Origin of the sequence: Aerococcus sp. 1KP-2016, assembly GCF_002252085.1 — a bacterium.
Lineage (GTDB): Bacteria > Bacillota > Bacilli > Lactobacillales > Aerococcaceae > Aerococcus.
Map to the genome: position 1 here is coordinate 1 of NZ_NEEY01000072.1, position 6,108 is coordinate 6,108.

Genomic DNA, 6,108 nt, shown 5'->3' on the forward strand with positions numbered 1-6,108 from the left:
TTTGTCTCACTTTGGGGGCCTCTACAATTGCCCACTCTCGCTTTTTTGTCGTTACTTTTCTGCTAAATAGATAGTCATCGCCTGATATAAAAAATTACTTGCTCCTGGTGCAATCTTTTCATAATAGGCTTTAAATCGGTCATCTGCTTGGTACATGTCAACGATAGCTGCATGTTTGTCTGCCGAGTACATGCCATCTGGCCAATAAAAAGTCAACCATTGGCGATGTAAATCACATACTTCTTGCGCTAATTCACTAGCCGGGTCACCTAAAGCAACCGCCTCCGCAAGTTTTACATTCAATTGATCATTCAATTCCTCAATCGATTGCCAACTACTCGCATCGGTATCGTGCAACTTTTCATTGGCTAAATCAACAACATCATCACCGTATTTTCTACGTATCTCTTCACCGTACTTCGCTTCATTCTCCTGTATAATCGTCTCTTTCAATGCTTCAAATTTTTCTTCATTGGACATGATCAATTCCTCCTCCTCTGCGCTAAGTGTCTTTGTCACTACTTGGATGAGTGCATCCAATCGTTGCCGTTCCTTAGTCAAATAAGTTAAATGACTCGCTAAGGCACCTTGCACATCGAAATCTGGCGCATAAACAATCTGTTTGATAGCTTCTAGCGAAAGCCCCATTTCTCGATACAATAAAATCTGTCGCAAACGGTCTAGATCTGCCTGTTCATACAAACGATACCCAACATCCGAATGGTTACTCGGTTTCAACAAGCCAATGCTGTCATAATAACGTAACGTTTTATGGGTCAATCCTGTCATCTTAGCCACTTCGCCGATTGTATACATTTCCCTCACCTCACTTCTAGCATAAGGGCTACCCTAAGGGAAGGGTCAAGTCCTTTGAAATATTTGGCAAAAAAAGTTGGACCCCTTTTGCTCTGGTCCAACTACTACATTAGAATCTTTAGTTTTAATGGTCGTGATGATGTTCATGTTGGTGTTTCTCCATCTGCATCACCATATATGCCCTGTCTTCATCCGACATTTCTTCACGGTTGCGTTTCAAGCTGAAATGGTCCGGAACCGGATCCAATCCCCCTGGAACCATTGGATTACAACGCAAAATCCGTGCTGTACCCATCAAAGTGCCCTTGCCTGCGCCATGTTTATTAATCGCTTGGATCATGTACGTCGAACAAGACGGATAATACCTACATGTTGGTGGAAACATGGGCGAAATATACTTCTGGTAGCCACGTACCATCTTAATTAATGCTTTTTTTGCCATCCTATGCCTCTTTTGCCCGTTCTTCAACCATTGGTAATAAAAGTGCATCAGCGATTTTTTCAGCTGTTGCCTCGCCTTTTAATAATTTGATAATATCCAAGGCAAAATACACCGCCGTCGCCGGACCTCTAGAAGTCAATACTTTATGGTCAGCGTCGTAAAAGGTAATATCCTCATGAAAATGCTTGTAGTTCACACGATCCTCGAAACCTGGATAGTTCGTGCCATCCAAATCACCTGCAATACCTGCCGCATTCAATACTATCGGAGAAGCACAAATGCTTGCAATATATTTCTTCTTGTCATATTGTTTAGCGATCAAGTTTGTCACACGTGGGTCTCCAGCCAATTTTTCAGCACCTGGACGACCACCTGGTGTAATCACCATATCATAGGCATCTACATCGATATCATCCAACATTTTGTCGGCGATAATTTCAATACCATGGTCTCCGAGCGTTGATAAGCCTTCATTAATCGATACAATATCAATCGGAATCTCCGCACGGCGTAGATAATCGATAACGGTAATTGCTTCCGTCTCTTCGTAGCCTTCACCTAATAAAATCATTGTTTGCATGGTAAAACCTCCTGTCCCTCATTTTCTTTAGACATATCTTACCGAATTTTTCTCCATAAGAAAAGGATCGACCCTCGTCGACCCTTATTATTACATGTTTTACACATACTATTCTACGCGAGAACCATCTGCGTATTCACCATTTTGGTGAGCACGACGACGTTCTTCGGCTTTTTTACGTTCATCTTCAGTTTGTTGTTTTTGATAATCAGCACGTGTCATCACGTCGCTTACATTCATATTTACTTCAACAACTGTTAAACCAGTCATACGTTCTACATTGGCTTTAATTTTTTCGATAGCTTGGTTAAAGGCTGCAGGAATATCTTTACCGTATTCAGCAATAACTGATAAATCAACCGCAACTTCTTTTTGTCCGACTTCGGCACTTACACCCTTCGTCTTGTCGTCGCCACTAGAGAAAAGGCTTTTCACGCCTGAGGTGAAGTCACCTTTTAATTCTAAAATGCCATCAACATCTTGAACAGAGTTGTTCGCAATACGTTCTAAGACGCGAGGTTCAAAAGCTAAAGTGTTTTCGTGTTGTACTTGTTTATTTGTTTCTGCCATTATAAATTCCTCCTATATTTGTTGTTGGTTTATCCAACAGGTTAATAACCTATAAGTTAACTATATCGTGAATATACATTCATTTCAAATGATAAGGGTTAGGCTCTAGTAAAAAAGCGAAGCCATTCGCGAATATCCAATTTACCATCAAAGTATGCCCCCACAAGGTAGCCAATGCCCCCAATGATGAATACTAAAACAGCTGTAGCGAAATTAAAGATGACCCATAATAAAGCGAACATGAAGGCTGATAATAAGCCGATAATCCGTCCTTTATATTGGCGCCATACAGCTTTCAATTGTGTGTGATCATTTCTTTCTGACATATTATCCCCTCCCTACTGTACACGCGGTGCAGCGGCTTTTTTCGCTTGATTTGCCGCTTCAATGCTTGCTTGGCTTAATTGTGTTACTTTGACGTCCACGTCTTTAACAGGTACGCCCATGGTCGATTCAATAGCATTTTCAACATGACTTTGCACTTGATTAGCCAAGTTAATCACGTCTGCCACTTCATCTACCTGGAAGTTCACTTGAATAGTGGTATCCTCAGGTGATTTACCAAATTTGGCTTTGGCAGTTGGAAATTTTACGCTTGCTAAATGTTGAATAGACCGAATGGCCGTGTCTTCAACTGAGCGTTTGGTAAATGTTAATTCCCCTGTTTCCGTCTTCACCAATAGATTGTCTCTTTTTCCTGGAGCGAATAATGCTTGCAATAATACAAACAAGATAACCAGTGCCACAAAGGCTAAGGCTGCTAACATCGCCCAGCGACCGTACGCATTAGCTAGGACGACGTCTTGTACAAATGGGGTCAAATATTGAATTGGATAGAATAAAGCAATTGCGAATAACAATGCCAATAATCCTACCAAAGTTAATAAAATTTGAAAGTACCTTCTAAATGTACCCATCGGATCTCCTCCTACGCTATATAATATAAATTATCGATACTTATATCTTACAATAAAAGTTATCACTATTGCAAACAATCTGCATAATAATTCGAATTAAAACAAATTATTTCAATTAATTTGTAAACCGTGCTAAACTAAGGAAAATTAACCACATAGAAGGAGCAAAAAGATGAAAACTGTTGTAATTAGCGGATCTAACGTTGGTACGAAATCTCGCGTAGCTGCAGATGCCTATATCGAACAAGCCAAAAACTACCGCCCAGATGCCGATATTGAATTAATTGACCTTGCCGAAAAAGATATGATGTTTTCCGATGGTCGTAACTATTTTGAATATCCTGGTGACACTGGGGAAGTATTGACTACCATCATGGCAGCGGATGTTTTAGTCTTATCAATGCCAACATTCCAAGCCTCTTACCCCGCAACAGTCAAAAATCTATTTGACTTGCTACCTGTAAATGCCTTTCGTGATAAAGTTGTTGGTGTTATCAATACAGCGGGTTCACCACGTCATTATTTGATGGTAGAAACACAATTGATGCCAATTCTTCATTATATGAAAGCTACAGTTGTCACCAAATATGTCTTTATCGAAGATCGTGATTTTGGCCGTAACGAAATCGTCAACGACGATATCATCTTTAGAATGGAGCGCCTAGTCGACGACGTCTTCACCATGGCAGACGTCCAAGCCGAAATCATGGCCAAAAAAGACGCAGAATACGGATTTTAAAATAGGATGAGATGAGAGAAAAAGGAGGCTTTGTCGAAGCCTCCTTTTTTACTTATAGTGAGGCTGGGACAAAAGGTCTCTCAAAAAAATACACGCCCAAAACTATGAACTTTTTTGTTCAGTAGTGGGCGTGTATTTTTCTATATCTTTATAAAAATAAACGAAAGTGGGACTACTTTTTTCGCAAAAGTAGTTTTGTCCCAGCCTCGCCCATTCTTTTTTATGCGCTACTTTGTTCCATATAGCAGAACGCTTATACATCGTCACGAGGTACTGATGTATCCGTGTCTAAAGTTAGTTTTGTTAAATCATTACGCCCAATGGTAGTTTCACCATGGTATAATTCATCGATTTTTTCCTCACTAACATCATACACAAAGTTTGCTTGTTCCAATTTATTCTTAATTGGGTTGTTGTAAACATTTAATTGTTCTTTCGGATCTCTTACTTGTGGTGTACCGTAACGGAAGTATGTTTCTGGTAACTCGCCACCAAACCAGATGATTGCACGTTCTTTATCTTTTTCATTCCAGATTACTGGCTCCCAGTCTGGTTCAAAGATTAAGTAACCTGAGTCACCAAATAATTCAATACGGTTTCCACCTGGTTCAATGATATACATACATAGGGCTTGAGAAACACCATGTTTTAATGGACCAGCTTCAATTGGAATACCCCATTCCACACAAGCTTCTGCCAAATCGTTTAAATGTTGTGGTAAACCATACCAGTAAGCTAAATGGTGTAAACGACCATGTTGCCCTAATTCATCACCCATTAAAGCCACTTCATGCACTAGTGGTGATACTGTTAACCATGTTGCAAAGTATTTGCCATCTGGTTTTGCCACGGCTTCACGTAAGTTGAATACTAAAGTATCGAAGAGATGACTTACGGCAATTATTCACTTGCTTTTCCAGTCAGAAATTACGAGAACAAAATTGTTTGTTCTTTATCAATTGTCGGTCCGCTATCTCGGGTTAATAATCAAAAATTAAAGGAGTATATGTATATTTTACATGATGCTAGCATGGATGCTTCTGAACGCTTGGATTTTGAAAAGTAAACAATATTGTATCGTTTTGGTTTATGACCAATAAGTATGCAAAAATGTGATGACATAGCTACTACAATTAGATATACTTTACGTATCTGGCTTTTATAGCCACATTATAGGAGGAAACATATGGAATTTTCACTAATGACACGTTTTATCGCGGAAATTATGGCAACTGCCCTACTGATTATCTTGGGGAATGGTGCGGTAGCCAATGTTGAGTTAGAGGGTACAAAGGGAACCAAATCCGGTTGGTTAGTCATCGCATTTGGTTATGGTTTTGGGGTTATGATGCCTGCACTTATTTTTGGTTCTATTTCTGGTAACCACATTAATCCAGCCTTTACAATTGCCTTAGCTGTATCTGGCTTTTTCCCATGGTCAGAAGTTGTCGTTTATATTGTTGCCCAATTAATTGGGGCAATTATCGGTCAATTGATTGTTGTCTTAATTTATAAACCATACTATGATTTAACAACTAATGTTGATCATGTATTCGGTACTTTCTCTACAACAAGCAATTCACCAGGTCCTTGGTATGGATTCGCTAACGAATTCGTTGGTTCATTTATCCTATTCTTCGGTGCCTTAGGTATTACCAAAGCACCATTCTTTGCAGATTTCCAAGGTTCAGCTCACTACGGTATTGGTCTCTTAGTAATGGTACTCGTTGCCTCAGTTGGTGGTCCTACTGGTCCTGCTTTAAACCCAGCCCGTGACTTAGGTCCACGTTTAGTTCACTTCTTGTTACCACTAAAACACAAAGGTTCTTCTCACTGGGATTACGCTTGGGTACCTGTAGTTGCCCCAATCTTAGCCGGTATTGTGGCCGTAGCCTTATACAAAGGATTATTCCTATAAAACACTAAATTATTATGGGTCTCCGATAGGTGTGGATGAGAAATCATTCACACCTTTTTTGTATGAAAACACAAAATGACATATGAATTTGATGAGGATTGGTGCATATTTTTGCGAGATTGTTTA

10 protein-coding genes are annotated in these 6,108 nt (G+C 39.7%); 3 read left to right on the forward strand and 7 right to left on the reverse strand.

Annotated features, from left to right (window positions below):
• Positions 1-51: 51 nt before the first annotated feature.
• The 6 genes from B9P78_RS08975 to amaP form a co-directional block, all read right to left on the reverse strand.
• Complete coding sequence (locus B9P78_RS08975; RefSeq protein WP_094519106.1) at positions 52-816, reverse strand: MerR family transcriptional regulator; 765 nt, start codon at positions 814-816, stop codon at positions 52-54.
• Positions 817-940: 124 nt separating this feature from the next.
• Complete coding sequence (gene yidD / locus B9P78_RS08980) at positions 941-1,258, reverse strand: membrane protein insertion efficiency factor YidD (protein WP_233487857.1); 318 nt, start codon at positions 1,256-1,258, stop codon at positions 941-943.
• A gap of 1 nt (position 1,259) precedes the next feature.
• On the reverse strand, positions 1,260-1,838 hold the full coding sequence (locus B9P78_RS08985; RefSeq protein ID WP_094519108.1) for a DJ-1 family glyoxalase III: 579 nt from the start codon (positions 1,836-1,838) through the stop codon (positions 1,260-1,262).
• A 108-nt stretch (positions 1,839-1,946) separates the two neighbouring features.
• Positions 1,947-2,408 (reverse strand): Asp23/Gls24 family envelope stress response protein, encoded by a 462-nt coding sequence (locus B9P78_RS08990; protein ID WP_094519109.1) that lies wholly within the window; start codon positions 2,406-2,408, stop codon positions 1,947-1,949.
• Positions 2,409-2,506: 98 nt separating this feature from the next.
• Entirely contained in the window at positions 2,507-2,734 is a 228-nt protein-coding gene (locus B9P78_RS08995; protein ID WP_094519110.1) for a DUF2273 domain-containing protein, read from the reverse strand.
• Positions 2,735-2,746: 12 nt separating this feature from the next.
• Positions 2,747-3,325 carry an alkaline shock response membrane anchor protein AmaP gene (gene amaP / locus B9P78_RS09000; protein ID WP_094519111.1) on the reverse strand — a complete coding sequence of 193 codons (579 nt, stop codon included), beginning with the start codon at positions 3,323-3,325 and terminating at the stop codon, positions 2,747-2,749.
• A 172-nt stretch (positions 3,326-3,497) separates the two neighbouring features.
• On the opposite strand from amaP, the gene B9P78_RS09005 reads away from it, so the two are divergent.
• Entirely contained in the window at positions 3,498-4,064 is a 567-nt protein-coding gene (locus B9P78_RS09005) for an NADPH-dependent FMN reductase (RefSeq protein WP_094519112.1), read from the forward strand.
• Between the two features lie 253 nt (positions 4,065-4,317).
• On the opposite strand, the gene B9P78_RS09010 is transcribed toward B9P78_RS09005, so the two are convergent.
• A complete protein-coding gene (locus B9P78_RS09010; protein WP_094519113.1) occupies positions 4,318-4,914 on the reverse strand; it encodes a hypothetical protein in 597 nt (198 codons plus the stop codon).
• A 36-nt stretch (positions 4,915-4,950) separates the two neighbouring features.
• Here B9P78_RS09010 and B9P78_RS10745 point away from each other — a divergent pair, with 36 nt between their 5' ends.
• Both B9P78_RS10745 and B9P78_RS09020 read left to right on the forward strand, forming a co-directional pair.
• Positions 4,951-5,130 carry an IclR family transcriptional regulator C-terminal domain-containing protein gene (locus B9P78_RS10745; RefSeq protein ID WP_094519114.1) on the forward strand — a complete coding sequence of 60 codons (180 nt, stop codon included), beginning with the start codon at positions 4,951-4,953 and terminating at the stop codon, positions 5,128-5,130.
• Positions 5,131-5,250: 120 nt separating this feature from the next.
• Positions 5,251-5,982 (forward strand): MIP/aquaporin family protein, encoded by a 732-nt coding sequence (locus B9P78_RS09020; protein ID WP_094519115.1) that lies wholly within the window; start codon positions 5,251-5,253, stop codon positions 5,980-5,982.
• The last annotated feature ends 126 nt before the right edge of the window (positions 5,983-6,108 follow it).